The 16,480-nt window shown below is 66.7% G+C and carries 7 protein-coding genes and 3 pseudogenes; 3 read left to right on the top strand and 7 right to left on the bottom strand.

All coding sequences use genetic code 11. From position 1 onward, the window contains the following. Positions 1-11: 11 nt before the first annotated feature. From DFR24_RS00105 to DFR24_RS00075, 7 genes and pseudogenes are all read right to left on the bottom strand, one after another. Entirely contained in the window at positions 12-1,859 is a 1,848-nt protein-coding gene (locus tag DFR24_RS00105) for an outer membrane protein assembly factor BamB family protein (protein ID WP_162850944.1), read from the bottom strand. 122 nt (positions 1,860-1,981) lie between these two features. After that, entirely contained in the window at positions 1,982-2,944 is a 963-nt protein-coding gene (locus DFR24_RS00100; protein ID WP_133879334.1) for an acetyl-CoA carboxylase carboxyltransferase subunit alpha, read from the bottom strand. An 86-nt stretch (positions 2,945-3,030) separates the two neighbouring features. After that, positions 3,031-6,621, bottom strand: a complete 3,591-nt coding sequence (gene dnaE, locus DFR24_RS00095; protein WP_133879333.1) for a DNA polymerase III subunit alpha — start codon at positions 6,619-6,621, stop codon at positions 3,031-3,033. Between the two features lie 101 nt (positions 6,622-6,722). Continuing rightward, positions 6,723-7,352: pseudogene (locus DFR24_RS00090) on the bottom strand (ribonuclease HII); the annotation flags it as partial. Between the two features lie 161 nt (positions 7,353-7,513). Continuing rightward, positions 7,514-7,747: pseudogene (locus DFR24_RS00085) on the bottom strand (DUF1653 domain-containing protein); the annotation flags it as partial. A 67-nt stretch (positions 7,748-7,814) separates the two neighbouring features. Further along, entirely contained in the window at positions 7,815-8,147 is a 333-nt protein-coding gene (locus DFR24_RS00080; RefSeq protein WP_133879331.1) for a hypothetical protein, read from the bottom strand. Between the two features lie 186 nt (positions 8,148-8,333). Continuing rightward, positions 8,334-9,230: a polysaccharide lyase family 7 protein gene (locus tag DFR24_RS00075; protein WP_133879330.1), complete on the bottom strand. Its 897-nt coding sequence runs from the start codon at positions 9,228-9,230 to the stop codon at positions 8,334-8,336. Between the two features lie 372 nt (positions 9,231-9,602). Here DFR24_RS00075 and DFR24_RS00070 point away from each other — a divergent pair, with 372 nt between their 5' ends. From DFR24_RS00070 to DFR24_RS00060, 3 genes and pseudogenes are all read left to right on the top strand, one after another. Beyond that, a complete protein-coding gene (locus DFR24_RS00070; protein WP_162850943.1) occupies positions 9,603-11,630 on the top strand; it encodes a sensor histidine kinase in 2,028 nt (675 codons plus the stop codon). Positions 11,631-11,656: 26 nt separating this feature from the next. Continuing rightward, a complete protein-coding gene (locus tag DFR24_RS00065; protein WP_162850942.1) occupies positions 11,657-13,954 on the top strand; it encodes a TonB-dependent receptor in 2,298 nt (765 codons plus the stop codon). A 511-nt stretch (positions 13,955-14,465) separates the two neighbouring features. Beyond that, positions 14,466-16,480 (top strand): annotated as a pseudogene (locus DFR24_RS00060) (hypothetical protein); the annotation flags it as partial.

Genomic DNA, 16,480 nt, shown 5'->3' with positions numbered 1-16,480 from the left:
CGGTACAGCGCCTACAGACCCTGCACGTAGGCCGCGACGTCGGCCACGGCCTGCGCGTCCAGCGGACTCGGGTAGAGCGTGGGCATCTTGGCCGACGGGCTCTTGATCCACTTGACCGTCGCGTCGAAGTCGAGCTTCTTGCGGATGTCCACCAGCTTGGGCCCCACACCGCCCTCGCCCTTCGAGCCGTGGCAGGCCGCGCACAGCGTCGCGTAGGTCTTGCCGCCCTTGGCCGGATCAGGCGTTCCGGCCAGGGCCGTCGACACCGGCGCGGCGACCGGCGCGTTCTTGCCGTCCAGCGCGTAGATCACCAGCGACGGGCTGCCCGAGCTGCCGGATTCGTTGAACAGGCGCGACACGTTGCCCGCCGCGAACGCCACGTACTGCTTGCCGGCTCGCATGTAAGAGATGACGCCACCGGCCAGCGCACCGCCGGTCTGCGCCTTGAACAACTCCTTGCCGCTGGCGCTCTCGAGCGCGAAGAAATTGCCCGCCATGTCACCCGAGAACGTCACGCCACCCGCGGTGGGCGTGATGCCCGCCACCTGCGGGCCCGGAGTTTCGTACTTCCAGCGGATCTTGCCGCTGTCCGGGTCGAGGGCGACGACGGCGCCCTTGCCCTTGCCCTGGAATTCCCAGTGGCCACCGAGGTTGAAGCCGCCGGGCTTGTAGACGTATTCCTTCTCGCGCTTGAGGATCGCGCACCAGTCGACGGTGCCCACGACGATCGCCTTGTTGAGCAGGTCCATCGCCGGTCCGTTCCACTCCACGCCGCCAAGCGGCCCGGGGCAGGCCAGGATGCCTTCGACGGTGGGCAGCACGTGCTCGTTCTTGATCGTCGTGATCGGCGTGCGGAACAGGCGCTTGTGCGACTCGCGATGGATGCCGTACACGTGACCGTCCTTGCCGCCCAGCGCCACCATCGGTTCGGCCTTGCCGTTGAAGTACAGCATCGGCGAGGCGCCCAGATCCAGGTCGTGGCCGTCGTTCGACACGAGCTGGTAGTACCACTTCAGGGCGCCGGTGCGGGCGTCGAGCACGACCATGCTGTCGGCGTACAGGTTCTCGCCGGGACGATGCCCCGGGATGAAGTCCGGCGTCGGATTGCCCACCGGCACGAACACTTCACCGGCCGCCATGTCGAGCGTGTACGTGGTCCACGTGCCACCGCCGCCGTAGCGCGCGCTGCCGACGTTCTTCCAGGTCTCGGCGCCCTTCTCGTCGCCGCGCGGAATCGTGTTGAAGCGCCACACCTCGCGGCCGGTGACTTGGTCGAAGGCCATGACGCGCCCGCGGATGCCCCAGTCGCCACCGGCGGCGCCGATGATCAGCAGGCCCTGGTAAACCTGCGGTGCGGCGCTGAAGAATTCACCCTGCGTCGGATCGCCGACCTGGTGCTGCCAGATCGTCTTGCCGGTCTGCGCGTCGATGGCGAGCAGGCGCGCGTCGGGCGTCCCGCGAAAGATCATGCCGTTGGAGTAGGCGACGCCGCGATTGATCAGCCACACCGGCGTCTGTTCCGGCGTGTAGTGATGGCGCCAGCGCACCGAGCAGTCGGTGGCGTCCACCGCCAGCGTGTCGAGAGGGCTGGCGAAATAGATCACGCCGCCCACCTGCACAAGGCCGGTCTGGAACGTGCCCGCCTCCTCCGCCTTGTAGCGGCAGACTTCACCGAGGCGCGCGGCGTTGCCGACGTTGATCTGGTCGAGCGCCGCGTAGCGCTGGCCGTCCACGGTGCCGTTGTAGCTGGGCCATTCCGTATCCGCCGCGATGCCGGGCGTGGGGGAGTCGGCCGCGGCAAGACCGCTGCCCAATGCGAGCGCAACGCCCGTGACGATCGCCAGTGCCGTGGTCCGCATGAAATCTCCTCTCGCTTTCTTGTTGTGGGGCTGGCATCGACGGGAACCGTCGTGCTGGCTTTTCTATCGTGTCGCCACGCCAACCACGCGAGGGCCTCGTCGGACCCTCGTCGCGGCCGCGCTCAATGCTTGGTTTCGTAGGCGCCGATGCTCATCAGGCGCTCGTAGCGCGTCGACAGCAGTTGCGCGACCGGGACGCGCCGCAGGCGCTCGAGGTTGGCGATCAGGCGGCTCTTCACCGACGCCATCATGGCCGCCACGTCGCGGTGGGCGCCGCCCAGCGGCTCCGGGATGATCTCGTCGACCAGCTTGTGCTCGTACAGGTCCTTGGCAGTGACCTTCATCGCCTCGGCCGCTTCCTGTGCGCGCGACGCGGACTTGAACAGGATGGACGCGCAGCCTTCCGGCGAAATCACCGAGTAGATGCCGTACTGCGCGATCATCAGGTGATCCGCCACGCCGATGGCCAGCGCGCCGCCCGATCCGCCTTCGCCTATGACGGTGGCGAGCACCGGCGTGCGCAGGCGCGCCAGCTCGAAGAGGTTGCGTGCGATGGCCTCGGACTGGTTGCGCTCTTCGGCGCCGATGCCGGGATACGCGCCCGGCGTGTCGATGAACGTCAGCACCGGAAGATTGAAGCGTTCGGCCATCTTCATCAGGCGCAGCGCCTTGCGGTAGCCCTCGGGCATCGGCATGCCGAAGTTGCGGTAGACGCGTTCCTTGGCGTCGCGACCCTTCTGCTGGCCGATGATCATCACCGCGCGGCCGTCGAGACGCGCCATGCCGCCGATGATCGAGGGGTCGTCCTTGAAGTGACGGTCACCGTGCAGTTCGTCGAACTCGGTGAAGATCGTCTTGATGTAGTCCATCGCGTACGGACGCTGCGGATGGCGCGCGAGCTGCGCGATCTGCCAGGCCGAGAGGTTGTTGAAGATCTGGCGCGTCAGTTCCTGGCTCTTGGCTTCGAGCCGCGTGATCTCTTCCGTGAGATTCACCTCGCTGCCCGCCGTGGCGTAGCGCAGCTCCTCGATCTTCTGCTGCAGGTCGGCGATGGGCTGTTCGAAGTCGAGGAAGTTCAGGTTCATGGAGTTGGCGGAGCTCGAAACTCGGTATCAAGAAGACATGATCGACAGGGTAGCGCAGCCCGCCGCCGCTTCGGGACCCGCAACGACTACTCGTCGTCGAACTGGGGACTGAAGGGACGCGATCCACGCCTCTCGGAATGCGGCGGCTGGTAACGCCTGAAATCCAATTTTATAGCGTCCGCCCCGAGCATCTGGCGAATTTGCTGGATGGCGGCCTCGGTGAACTTGACGCGCCAGTCCGGCGCGAAATCCAGCAAGGCCCGGCCGGCCGGAACATCGACGGCCGCCGACACGCTGGTGGCGCTGCCGCTGCGCAGTGGCTCGAGCAGCTTGCGCAGCTTGAGGACGTCCACCGGCCCGGCCTTCCAGGTCATGTCCAGCCGGACCAGATACTGGGCGTAGATGGCGTCCAGCCCCAGGAACTCGGGCGCATAGAGCCGGGGCTCCGATTCGCGTCCGTCACGGCCCTGCGACTGGCCGACATCGGCCATGACGAAGACCAGCCGGTCCGGCTTGAGCAGGTCCTGCACGCGCTGGAAGATGTCCACGTCGACCCAGGTCGAGACCAGCGCGCCGCGATCGTCCAGCGTGACCCTGTAGCTGGCGCGAGACGCGCGGCCCTCGCCGTCCGGCCGGCCCTTGAAGAAGCGCACGTCGGTCACCCAGGCCGCGAACAGAGCCTTGGTCCGCGGCTGCCAGGCGGGCTTGCCGTCGGCGCCGGGAGCCGGCGCGCTGGCGGCCTGCGAGGCGATCAGGTCGCGCAGCCGGCCGGAGCAGACCGCGTCGATGATCGGCGCATAGGCCTCGATCGGATGCCCAGAGAGATAGAAGCCCAAGGTCTGGCGTTCGAATTCGAGCCGTTCGCGTTGCGGCAGCTCGGGCACGATCTCCGCCTCGACGGAAACGCTCGCCGCCGGCCCGTGCGTGCTCATGCCGAACATGTCTTCCTGCCCGGTGCTCGCGCTGTGCGAGGCCGCCTCGGACATGGCCAGCGCCTTCGGAAGATTGCGCAGCAGCGAGGCGCGATTCAGCCCGAAGGCGTCCATCGCGCCGGAGTAGATCAGCGCTTCGAGCACGCGCTTGTTGACCTTCTTCAGGTCGATGCGCAGGCAGAAATCGAACAGGTCGCGGAACGGCCCGTTCTCGGTACGATCCGCCACGATGCCGGCCAGCGCCGCTTCGCCGACGCCCTTGATCGCGCCCAGCCCGTAAGCGATCTCGCCGGCCTTGGGCACCGTGAACTGGAAGTGGCTGCGGTTGATGTCCGGCGGGTGCACCGTCAGCTTCATGCGGCGGCACTCGGACAGCATCGCCACGACGGTCTCGGTGTGGTCCATGTCGCAGCTCATCACCGCGGACATGAATTCCGCCGGGTAATGCGTCTTGAGCCACGCCGTCTGGTAGCTGACCAGCGCGTACGCCGCCGCATGCGACTTGTTGAAGCCGTAGTTGGCGAACTTCTCCATCAGGTCGAACACCGCGGTCGCGGTGTCCTCGCGGATGCCCTTGTCGAGCGAGCCCTTCGTGAAGATGTCGCGCTGCTGCGCCATCTCCTTGGCGTTCTTCTTGCCCATCGCGCGGCGCAGCAGGTCGGCGCCGCCGAGCGTGTAGCCGGCCAGGCGCTGCGACATCTGCATGACCTGTTCCTGGTACACGAAGATGCCGTAGGTCGGCGACAGCACCTGCTCCATGTCCGGATGCAGATAGACCACCTCGGAGTCACCACGCTTGCGCGCGCAGTACTCGGGGATCAGCTCCATCGGGCCGGGCCGGTACAGCGACACCAGCGCGATGATGTCCTCGAAGGTGTCGGGTTTGAGATCCCGCGAGGCGCGCTGCATGCCCGGAGATTCCATCTGGAACACGGCGCTGGTGTCGCCGCTGGCATACAGCTCGTAGGTCTTCGAGTCGGTCAGCGGCAGCGCGAGCACGTCGATGTGCTCGCCGCGTGCGCGCGCGATGGTCTGCACCGCGGTTTCGATGATCGTCAGCGTCTTCAGGCCCAGGAAGTCGAACTTCACCAGGCCGATGCTCTCGATGTCCTTCATGTCGAACTGGCTGCGCAGGCCGGCGCCGCCGGGTTCGCACAGCAGCGGCGCGTACTCGGTGAGCGGCTGCGGCGCGATGACCACGCCGCCGGCATGCACACCGACACCGCGCGTCAGGCCTTCGAGTTCGAGCGCCATGTCGAGCACGGCACGCGTGTCTTCCTCGTCCGCGTAGGCCTTCTTCAGCTCGGGCACTTCTTCCACCGCCTCGGCGAGCGTGGCGCCGGGCGTGTTGGGAATGAGCTTGGCGATGCGGTCACCGAAGCCCCAGCCGTGTCCCATGATCCGGCACACGTCGCGCACGACGCCCTTGGCCGCCATCGTCGAGTACGTGATGATCTGGCCGACGCGATCGCGACCGTATTTCTGCGACACGTACTCGATCACGCGATCGCGATTGTCCATGCAGAAATCGACGTCGAAGTCGGGCATCGACACGCGCTCGGGATTCAGGAAGCGCTCGAACAGCAGGTTGTACGGCAGCGGATCCAGATCGGTGATGCCGATCGAATACGCCACCAGCGAGCCGGCGCCCGATCCGCGCCCCGGCCCCACCGGGCAGCCGTTGGACTTGGCCCAGCGGATGAAGTCCGACACCACGAGGAAGTAGCCCGCGAATCCCATCTTCTCGATGATCGCCAGCTCGTAGTCGAGCCGCTCGCGGTAGACCGTCTCGGGCTGGCACAGCTGGATGTGCACCGCGCGCTCGGTCAGGCCGCGATGCGCTTCCTCACGCAACCAGGAGTTGGTCGTGTGCTCCGGCGGCACCGGGTAGTTCGGCAGGTGGTAGGTGCCGAACGTCAGCGACAGCGTGCAGCGCCGCGCCACTTCGAGCGTGTTCTGGATCGCCTCGGGGATGTCGGCGAACAGCGCGCACATCTCTTCCGTGGACTTCAGGTACTGCTCATCGGTGTAGTCGCGCGGGCGCTTGTCGTCGCCGAGCACGCGGCCCTGCGCGATGCAGACGCGCGCCTCGTGCGCCTCGAATTCCTTGCGCTCGAGAAAGCGTACGTCGTTGGTGGCCACCAGCGGCACGCCGCAACGGCGCCCGAGCGCGGACGCCGCTTCCACCCACTCCTCGTCACCGGGCCGTCCGCAGCGCGAAACCTCGAGGTACAGACGCTTAGGAAACATCGCCGAGAGTTCCTCGACCGCCTCCAGCGCGCCGTTCACGTTCTGCTGCATCGCCGAGCGGAACGCCGCGCCGTCGCGTCCGCTCATCGCGAGCAGCCCATCGGAGAGTTCGCGCAGCCAGTCGCGCTCGATCAACGGCGTTCCCTTCTGCTGTCCCTCGGTGTAGCCGCGCGAGATCAGGCGCGTGAGGTTGCGGTAGCCCAGGTCGTTCTGCACCAGCAGGGTCAGGCGCTCCGGCGCCTCGCCCTTCTCGCGCTCGGCCAGCCACAGATCGCAACCGACGACGGGCTTCACGCCGGCGCCCTCGCAGGACTTGTAGAACTTGACCATCGCGAACACGTTCATGCGATCGGTCAGCGCGACCGCCGGCATGCCGAGCTTGGCCACGTGCGAGGCCAAGGTCGCGCCTTCCACGCCCTTGCGCTTGGGCGGCTCGACGCGAACCAGCCCGTCGGTGAGCGAGAACTCGGTGTGCAGCCGCAGGTGAACGAACATCAGGCTTGCGGTTCCAGTCGAACGTCCCGGTCGTCTTGCAGATCCACCTGCAGATCCATCTCGAGGTCCGCGCCCACCGGCAGCTCATCTAGGGATGGCACCGAGTCCGGCGTCAGCGCGATCGAGAACGCGAGCTGGCTCGCCGCGCAGGGCGCGAAGCTGCGTCGATGGATCGCGCTGGGTCCGAGGCGTCGCAGCGCGTCGAGATGCAGCGGCGTGCCGTAGCCCTTGTGCTTTGCGAATCCATAGCCCGGGTGGATCTCGCAGAGCCGCGCCATCTCCTCGTCACGCGCAACCTTGGCGATGACCGAAGCGGCCATGATGCAGGCCTCCAGTCCGTCACCACCGACGATCAGGCGCACCGGCAACCCCAACCGCGGATCCTGGTTGCCGTCGACCCAGCATTCGGTGGGCTGCACGCTCAACTGCTCGAGCGCCCGGCGCATGGCGAGGAAAGTCGCCTGCAGGATGTTGATGCCGTCGATCTCCTCGACCTCGGCCCGGCCGATCGACCACGCCATGGCCTTCTCGCGCACACGCAGCGCGACGGCCTGCCGGCGCTCGGCGCTCAGCTTCTTGGAGTCGTCGAGGTCCTTGATCCTGCAGCGCGGCGGCAGGACCACCGCGGCCGCGTAGACCGGCCCCGCCAGGCAGCCGCGGCCGACCTCGTCCACGCCGGCGACGCGGCGCGTCGGGGCACGCGGAGGAAGTGCGGAGAGCAGGTCGGACATCGTCGGCCATTCTACCGGCCCCACCCCGGCCGGCGGACTCCGGAATGCGACGAAGCTACAGCGCTAGCGCCGGTGCGGCGGCGCGATCAGAAATTGTCCTTCACCCAGCGCAACAGGCCGCGCCGGCCCTGCGCTTGCTGCGGCTTTCCACGTGCGTCGACCTCGTCCGTCACATGCCCGCAGTACGCGAAGCGCGGCACGAGCTGGCCGTCTACGTCGACTTCCTCGTTCCACACCCGCAGGTGCCGCGTGCTGGTAGGCAGGCCGGCGCGTGCATAGAGCCGCGTGTAGACCACGACCACCTCGTCGGTGGCGTCCTCGCGGGCCAAGCACAGCGCGAGATACTGCTGCCCCTTGTAGTGCTGGTAGAGACCGGGCTGGAAGTCGTCGATCATGGCCTGCAGTTCGGCCGCATCGTCGTCGGTCATGCGCTTCTTCTCCGCGCCCGCGGCACCGAGCGCCTCAGTCCAGGCCGGCGAGGATCCGGCTCATGCGCTTGCCGGTCGTCGACTTGGTCAGCGCGAAGACGATCTCGTCATGCAACATCTTTTCGTTGAATTTCGGACTCGATGCGTTGGTCCGGCAGGCCAGCGGACCGACGAACGACGGCCAGTCGTCTCCGACCCACCAGTCGCAATTCATCGGCGGGACGTTGGCGGCCACCGTCTTGGCGACGAAGGCCTTGGCGCTCTCGTCGAACACGACGTCACCGTTGACGCCGTCCTTTACGAAGCGCAACACCGCATCGGCATAGGCTTCGCAGAAGGAATGGTGGATCTCTTCTTCAATCTTCATCCAAATCTTTCCAGCTCATGAGGAGGTATTGACGGGAGTCGCACAACGTTCGCTCGCACGGACCCATGCGCCCGCAAAACGAACGCGGCCGGTCCGATATCCGCAGTCGCCTGCGTCCCCGGGACAGGGCTGTCGGCACTCCCGCCGTCGTCTCGCCAGTATAACGGGCACCGCCTGCGTCCCGGCTCAGGGATTGGATGCCTCGAGATTGAAAAAGGTCGCCTGCGCGAAGTCGCCGGCATTGCCCGCATCGTTCGGATTGAGGACACCCGCCTCGAAATAGAGCGCCTTTCCTTCGTATCCGGGATCGATGCGCTGCGTGAACACCGCCGTGGCGCCCTCCGGCGGCTCGACGATCACGGCAAGCGACAGACCCTTGAGCCGGATCTCGTAATTGAAGGCCTCTCCGAGGCCGATGCCGCCGCCAGCGCGATTCGAAATGATGTCCTCGGACTGGGCCGTCGCGCCCATCCACACCTTGTCGGTCCCCACGTAGACCCGGCCCTTGGCCTCGTTCGGCAGCTTTTCGAAGTACAGCTGCACGACCTCCGTCGCCGGGCCCTGGATCTGCCCGAGGATCACGCGTCCCGTCTTGGTCTCGTCGCCACTCGACGACACCGCATCCACGCGCACCCGCGCCTTGAGCGTTCCGCCTACCGATGTCGTCCAGTCGCTCGCATCGCCCTTCGCAGGATCGGGCACGGCCAGCGCCTGTCGAAGTTCGGTCCTCGAATATTTGTCGGGAGTCGCCTGGCCCGCGAGGTTGGGCGCCTTGAAGCTCATGCCGCCGGTGCCGGGATCCGTGTAGAAGAGACCCTCGCGCTGATATCCCTTCACCAGCGTGTCCGGCGCAATCGCCTCTCCCGAAGGCAGCATGAGCTTCCAGTTCGACAGATCGAAGTTCACCGAGGGCGGCGCCTTGCCACTCAGCGGTGCCGAGGGCAGCACCACACCGGACGAGGTCCCGAGGCTGACCGTGCCGGGATCCGCGGAGTGGAAAGCGCCGGCGCAAGAGACGAGCAGCGGAGCGCCGAGACCCAGCGCGACCGCACGGAACGCACCCAACTGGAAGAAGGAGTTCATCGGCTATTTCCATGACGCAGGTGGAACTGCTGTCGAGTCACCACGACGAGGCCGCCTCCCGATATGCCCTCGCTTCAAGACAGACGTCCGGGACCCGCGGCCTGACGTTGATGCGCTCTCCCCATGATCGAGTCTCGACTGCCGTTACGGCACTTCGCGATCGATTACCGGATAGAAAGCCCAAACGCCCGCCGCGTCAAGCATCCCCCCGGATAGGTTTGCTCCCGGCCGATTCCGTTCAAATTCCGGGGCATTGCGGGTGGTCCCCCTATTCGTGGGCATTCGGTCCCGTGCACGGCACACTTCCCGGATCATCAGACGCATGCCCCTCGACGGATGGTCCTACTCCTGCGCACCAGACGTCCCTCGTGGTTGTTGCCCCTCGCCGTCGGATTTCTGCTGCTGACGCTGTTCGCGGCCCACGCCGCGGCGCCGATCGCCGCGGAAATACCCGTGGAACTCGACGCCGCGGCGCAGGAACGCGGCGCGGCGGAGTTGGCCGGGCACCTCCAGGCGCTGCACGACCCGGATGGCAGCCTGTCGCAGGCACAGGTTTCGGCGCCGGAGATGGCGGAACGATTCGCGCCGCTGAAAGCGAACTTCAACGGCGGCTTCACGCCTCACGGCGCCTGGTGGCTGCGTTTCGATCTGCAGGTTCAGCCGGGCTTCGCTGAGGAGTGGTGGCTGCGGCTGGGCGTGCCTTATGTCGATTATGTCGACGTCTGGATTCCCGAACGCGCAGCGGATGGCACGGTCAGCCTGCGGCATCGCGCCCTGGGCGGAATGAGGCCGGTGTCGCAGCGCGATCTGGACACGCCGATCAGCGTGCTGAGGCTTGAGCCGCTGCCCGAAGGCGGCCCGCACACCGTCTGGATCCGCGTGTCCGGTCACCGCACCTTGAGCCTCACCGGCGGCGTCTGGCGCCTGGATGCGCTGGCCAGCGACCTGCAGCGCAAGACGCTCGAAATCGCCGGCGTCATCGGCATGGTCATCCTGATGGCCGTGGTCACGCTGCTGCTGGGGCTGTCGCTGCCGGACCGCAAGTTCCTCTGGTACTCGGCGTATCTGGCAACCAGCGCGGTGCTGTTCGCATGCTCCGAAAATCTGATCGCGGTGATGCTGCTGCCCGAGCAGCCGCAACTGGCCGTGCGCATCCACAACGTGATGATGTGCCTGGGCCTGCTCACCGCACTGCTGTTCGTGCGCAGCCTGCTGGACATGCCGACGCAGTTCCCGCGCATCACGCGGCTGTTCCATGGCCTGATCGCGCTGACGACGCTGGGTCTGATCATCGCGCTGGCCGGCCGGTACGACGTGATCGCGCCGGCCATCAATTTCACACGTCTGTTCACCGCGCTGCTGGTCATCGCGCTGTGCGTCGTGCTGGTCCGGCGCGGGCAACCGTCGGCCTGGCCGAACCTTATCGGATACTCGGTGTTCGGCACCGTCGGTGCGGTGCACTTCGCCAAGAATCTGGACTGGCTGCCGTTCACGGCCTTCACCCAGTACAGCTACCTGATCGGAATGATGGTGCACCTGATCGCCATCTTCTTCGGCCTGGGGCTGCGCGTGCGCCTGCGCGAACGCCAGGCGCTGGCGGACTCGCTTATCGCCGGCGCGCGCCTGGAGGCGACGGTGACCGAGCGCACCACCGCGCTGAACGCCGAAGTGCTCGAGCGGCAGAACACGGAAGCGCAGCTGCGCGTGGCCATGGACGAGCAGCGCAACTTCCTGGCCATGGTGTCGCACGAGTTCCGCACGCCGCTCAGCATCATCGGCGCCTCCGCGCAGATGATCGTCGACGAACGACTGCCCACCCGCCCCGAAGACGTGCAGCGCGAAGCCGGCAAGATCGATCGCGCGGCGCAACGCATGAACGCGCTGGTGGACACCTTGCTCGCGGACGAATGGCTCGAATCGTCGGCGATGCAGATCCATGCACGCGAACTCGATCTCTGCGCGAGCCTGCGGCAGCTGATCCAGCGCTACGCACGCGGCAGCGATCGCGACATCACGTTCGAGTGCCCGCCGCAGGGCTTGTCGCTGTTCGCCGATCCGATGCTGCTCAATATCCTGCTCGACAACCTTCTGGAAAACGCCATCAAGTATTCGCCGGCGAACACCGCCATCGAACTGGTGGCGCAGCGCGACGGCACCGATCAATTGATCACCGTGCGCGATCACGGCCCCGGCATTCCATCGGCGGACATCGGCCAGATCTTCGAGCGCTTCTACCGCTCGGCGACGGTCAAGCGTCAACCCGGTATCGGGCTCGGGCTGTTCATGGTCCGGCGCATCGCGGAAATCCACGGCGGCACGGTGAGCGCAGGCAATGCGGCCGGCGGTGGCGCGCTCTTCACCATCCGGCTGCCCGCGGCGCCGCAGGACGAACCGCGATGAGGCCATCCGGTCTGCGAATATCGCCGATGCTCGTCGCGCTCGGCTTCATGCTGGCCGGCCTCGCGTCTGCGCTCGCAGCAGCGGAGCCGCCCGCCGAAGCGACCTCGGCAGCTGCTCCGGACGCGGTGCCCAGCATCGTCGTCACCGCACGCAAGACCGAGGAAGTGCTGCAGGATGTGCCGCTGGCGGTGACGCATCGCACGCAGGAACAGCTCCGCGACGCGGTGCTGGACACGGTCGAGGATCTTCAGCAGACGGCGCCCGGCCTCTACATTCGCCCGGCGTCGGGCCAAGGCACGGCACTGATCTTCCAGATGCGCGGGCAGACGCAGTTCGACACCCTGGGGACGCTCGATCCAGCGGTCGCCGTGTACCAGGACCAGCTCTACCTCGCGCGTCCGTTCGGCACCAACCTGTCGTTCGTGGACGTCAAGGACGTGCAGGTGCTGCGCGGGCCACAGGGCACGCTGTTCGGGCGCAACACCACCGGCGGCGCGATCCTGCTGACCACGCGCGATCCGGAACTCTCGGCCTGGGGCGGCAGCATCCGCACCGGGATTTCCAGCGACGATCGCATCACGGCAACCGGCATCGTCAACGTGCCGCTGCAGCGCGACCACTGGGCCTTGCGGGTCGTGGGCCAGCGCACACGTGCCGACGGCTACGCGGTGGACCAGACCAACGATCAGGATCTGGGGAACGAGCACAACCAACTCCTGCGCGTGAAATCGCTGTGGCGTCCCAACGCGAGCTTCAGCCTTGCGCTGACCGGCGAGGTCATCGACATCGACGAACGCAACGGGCCGGCGGAACTGGCCTTCGCCGCACAGACGCGATTCGCCGACACCAACGGCGACGGCACGCCCGAGACACCGGTCGACGGCATCGCGCGGCTGATCGTGGCCAGCGCGTCGCAGGGCGCCGACACCATCGACAACTACGTCGGCGCGCCCTACCGCGCGCAGAACGATCCCGGCACCGATCTGGAATCGTCCGCGCGTGTGCGCCTGTGGTCCGCCATCGCGAAATGGGAACGGGCCTGGGGCCGCATCCAGTTGATCCTCGGCCGGCGCGATACCGACGACGTCGCCAACACGATCGACTTCGACAGCACGCCGTACCCGATCATCGGAACGCAACTGCTCGCGGACTACCTGGAACACAGCGCGGAACTCCAGCTCACCGGCCAGGCGTTCGAGCATCTGCAGTGGGCGGCGGGCGTCTACGGATTCAAGGAAAAGGCATCGGAGTCCACCGACAGCCGCATCACCGGCAGCGCCAACGTCTCGGATTTCAACGGCGACGCGCGCGCCGAAAGCTTCGGCGTCTACACGCAGGGCAGCTACCGGTTCACCGATCAGCTCGGACTGACGCTGGGACTGCGGTATTCCTCCGACGACAAATCACTGCTGTCCCGCAATCGCGTCGGCAACGCGCCCGAGGGCCTGCGCTGCGCAGTCCCGGGCGTGGCGGTCGATGCCCCTTGCGCGCGTCGCTTCGACAACGACTCGGATCGCCTCAATTACCTGGTGGGACTCGACTACCGGCTGCACGACGGCGTGATGCTCTATTCCACGCTCACGACCGGATACCGCGCCGGCGGACAGAACCTGCGCGGCCTGTCGGAAGAGACGTTCGCGCCGTTCAAGCCCGAGGACGTCACCCAGATCGAGATCGGCGCGAAGACCGAATTCCTGCGCGGAAAGCTGCGCGCCAACCTCGCGCTCTATCGCACGCACAGCGACGACGTCCAGCGCTCGATCCTGCTGCGGGTGGATGGCTTCACGTCGACCTTCACCGGCAACATCGCCGAAGTCGTCACCCACGGCGGCGAACTCGAGCTGAGCGCGTATCCGCTGCCCTCGCTCGAACTGGGCGCATCGCTCGGCATCGTGCGGCCCCGGTACGAACGTTATGTCGATTTCACCGGCATCGATCGCTCCGGAGAAGAGTTCGCCGGCATTCCGCAGGCCCACTACACGCTGAGCGTCGCGCACACCCGCAGGCTGGCGCACGCCGACTGGCGCAACAGCCTCAACTGGTCGTGGCGCGACGAGGTCTACAACGCCCAGGCCAACATCCGCGGCTTCGCACCCAACGAGCAGGACGCCGCCGAGCGCGCGCTCACGCAGCCTTCGCTGGGCCTGCTCGGCGCCCGCAGCGCGCTCGAATTCCGCAACGGTCTGGGCCTCGCGATCTGGGGGAGAAATCTCACCGACGAGGAATACGCCACCGGTGGCCTCGGGTTCAACGGCCTGGGGATCGCCGTGCGGTTTCCGCAACCCGACAGGCAGGTCGGCGTAGACGTCAGTTACCGCTTCTGACGACCCGCAAGACGGCACGCCCCCGGTAGCCCGGGTGAAACCCGGGATGCCCGCCCGTACTACGAGATGAGCCCCGGGTTTCACCCGGGCTGCGGTTTTCCATGGCGCGCTCCATCTTGCAATCAGCCCGAATCATGCCGACTCGGTTGTCAGTTATTGCAAGAAATGCAAGAAACCGGGCCAGACGAGAAACAATCAGAAACAATTATTTATTAGTAATAACAATATCTTGTAACTAGTCTTCCTCTCGCCACGAGGCGCCGCTTACACGGGGAGGGGGAACACATGAAGAACCAGCGCGACGCGCGCCGGGACACGCAGGGCCGATCCCCCCGGCCTCCACTGCCTGTCCCTCTTGCTTCACCTCCGAACCGAGTTCGCGTCCCGCGCCGAGTGCGCCGCACGCCCGGCGCCGGCTTCCTTTTCTTCAACCCGCCGCAGGCAGCCAGGCCGAGTCTGCGCGGACGTCGTTCCAGAGCCTGAACCCACCTCTCCCAGGGGACTGCCTGTCATGAATCGCAACCGTTCGTTCCGTCGTGTCTCGCTCCGTGATTTCGAGGTCGGCTCGCACGCCGATGGATGGAGCCGCCCGAGTCGGTCCCTGTCGTGGGCGCTGTCCCCGATGGCCTTGGCACTGGTCCTGATGATGCCGTCGCCCGCTGCGCTGGCTGCGATCTGCGACCTCGACGGCGGCAATACTGGCGGCAGCAACGACGACGCCGGCGGAGCCGCCTTCCGCCTCGCCTGCGGCATCAGCGCCACCTCCAGCGGCGACTCGTCGACCGCTGTTGGCATCAACACCGCGGCCGCCGGCATTTTCTCTTCTGCTTTTGGTTACAACAATCAGGCGCTCGGCGGTTCGAGCTCCGCGGTCGGCAGCTTCAACACTGCGAGCGGCAGCGACAGCGCCGCGGTCGGCGCTTTCAACAGTGCAGGCGCAAGCGGCAGCAACGCATTCGGCCTGAGGAACGGTGCGAGCGGCACCGAGGGCAGCGCTCTGGGTTATTCGAATACGGCGAGCGGCAATTACAGCAGCGCGGTCGGCAGGTACAACACGTCCAGCGGCGTCTCGAGCAGCGCGCTGGGCAGCGGAAATCTCGCAAACGGTCTCAGCAGCAATGCACTGGGCAGCAGCAACGAAGCCGAGGGCGAAGGCAGCAGCGCGGTGGGCCACGACAACTACGCCGGCGGCGCTTACAGCAGCGCCATGGGTTATTTCAACGGCGCGCGGAACGATTTCACCACCGCCGTGGGTTACGACAATGGCGCCGACGGCGTGGAAAGCAGTGCGATCGGCTTCTCGAACCTCGCCATCGGAGGCAGCAGCAGCGCGATCGGGTACTCAAACGAAACTTCCGGAGAAGACAGCAACGCAATCGGCTTCGCGAACGTGGCCGAGGGAGACCGCAGCAGCGCCCTGGGCACCTCGAACTACGCAGCCGGCGTGGAGAGCACGGCAGTCGGCTTCGACAATTACGCTATCGGCCAGAACAGCACCGCCGTGGGTCATTTCAACGACGCCATTGCAGACGAGAGCATCGCGATCGGCAACTACAACGAGGCTAACGGCGAGGACAGCACGGCGGTCGGCTACCAGAACTACACGTCGGGCACGGCTTCCGTCGCCGTGGGCCACGAGAATACGGCCGAAGAGGAAAACGCCGTTGCCGTGGGCAACGGTAACGAGGCGCTCGGCAACGATTCCAGCGCTGTCGGCGTACGCAACGTCGCTTCCGGCGAAGACTCGTCCGCGATCGGTTTCGACAACGAGGCCAGCGGCATCGACAGCAGCGCCATCGGTCACCAGAACCAGGCCAGCGGCACGGCCAGCACTGCGCTGGGCTACCAGAATCTGGCCAGCGGCAACCACAGCACCGCGCTCGGCGCCAACAGCAACGCCCTGGGCGACTACTCGCTGACGCTCGGAAACTCCGGCGATGCCGAGGCCGGCACGACCGTCGCGGCCGGAGCCACCAACGGCATCGCGATCGGTCGCAACGCGTTCGTCGCTGCCGGCGGTGTCGACGCCATTGCAATGGGCACCGGCGCCTCGGCGACGGCTGCCAACAGCGTCGCGCTGGGTGCCGGCTCCGTGGCCAACGAAACCAATACCGTCTCCGTGGGCGCCGTGGGCCTCGAGCGCCAGGTGGTGAACGTTGCCGCTGGCGATATCTCGGCCACCAGCACCGACGCCATCAACGGCTCGCAGTTGAACGCCACCAATCAGAACGTCACCGCGCTGGCCGGCCGGGTCACGGCCGCTGAAGGCGGCATCACCGCACTCGACGGCCGCGTCAGCGCCGCCGAGGGCAGCGTCACGGCGCTCGATGGCCGGGTCAGCGCCGCCGAGGGCAGCATCACGGCGCTCGACGGCCGGGTCACGGCCAATGAGACGCGGGTCGGCAACCAGGGCGCCGGCCTGGCCGCGGCTCTCGGTGGAGGCGCAGCCGTTGCCGCCGACGGCACCGTCACGGCGCCCGCGTACGCGGTAGGAGCTTCGTCGTTCAACAACGTCGGCTCGGCCAT

It is taken from the genome of Panacagrimonas perspica (genome assembly GCF_004364935.1).
Taxonomy (GTDB): domain Bacteria; phylum Pseudomonadota; class Gammaproteobacteria; order Nevskiales; family Nevskiaceae; genus Panacagrimonas; species Panacagrimonas perspica.
The sequence above is the reverse complement of the archived record's forward strand: the minus strand, read 5'-3'. Positions and strand labels throughout refer to the sequence as shown.